At 62.5% G+C, this 339-nt stretch carries 1 protein-coding gene; it reads left to right on the top strand.

Features of this window, described 5'->3' with window-relative positions:
• Positions 1-339: RHS repeat domain-containing protein (locus AAEZ06_RS26950; protein ID WP_502948054.1), on the top strand; the 339-nt coding region annotated here is incomplete at both ends.

Below are 339 nucleotides of genomic sequence, written 5' to 3'. Positions count from 1 at the left end.
TTCAAATCAGGCCGCGAACACCAGCGCCAGCAAGGCCAACTCCTCAGCCACTACCACTACGACGACCAAGGCCGCCTACACACCCACGCCCTGACTCAACAAGAACAACGCCACTACCGCCGCCAATACGACTACGACAAGCGCGGCAACCTGACCCGCATCCTCGACACCCGCAAAGGCCAGCACGACTACCACTACGATCCCCTGGACCGCCTAACCCGCGCCAACCACTCACAAGACCTGCAAGAACGCTTCGCCCACGACCCGGCCGGCAACCTGCTGATGCAAGACCGCATGGGCCCCGGCGTGATCAAAGGCAACCGCCTGCTGATGCAAGGC

This window comes from Pseudomonas sp. HY7a-MNA-CIBAN-0227 (genome assembly GCF_040310325.1).
In the GTDB taxonomy this organism is placed as follows: Bacteria; Pseudomonadota; Gammaproteobacteria; order Pseudomonadales; family Pseudomonadaceae; genus Aquipseudomonas.
Note: the sequence above shows the minus strand (reverse complement) of the source record. Positions and strands in the feature narration are given on the sequence as shown.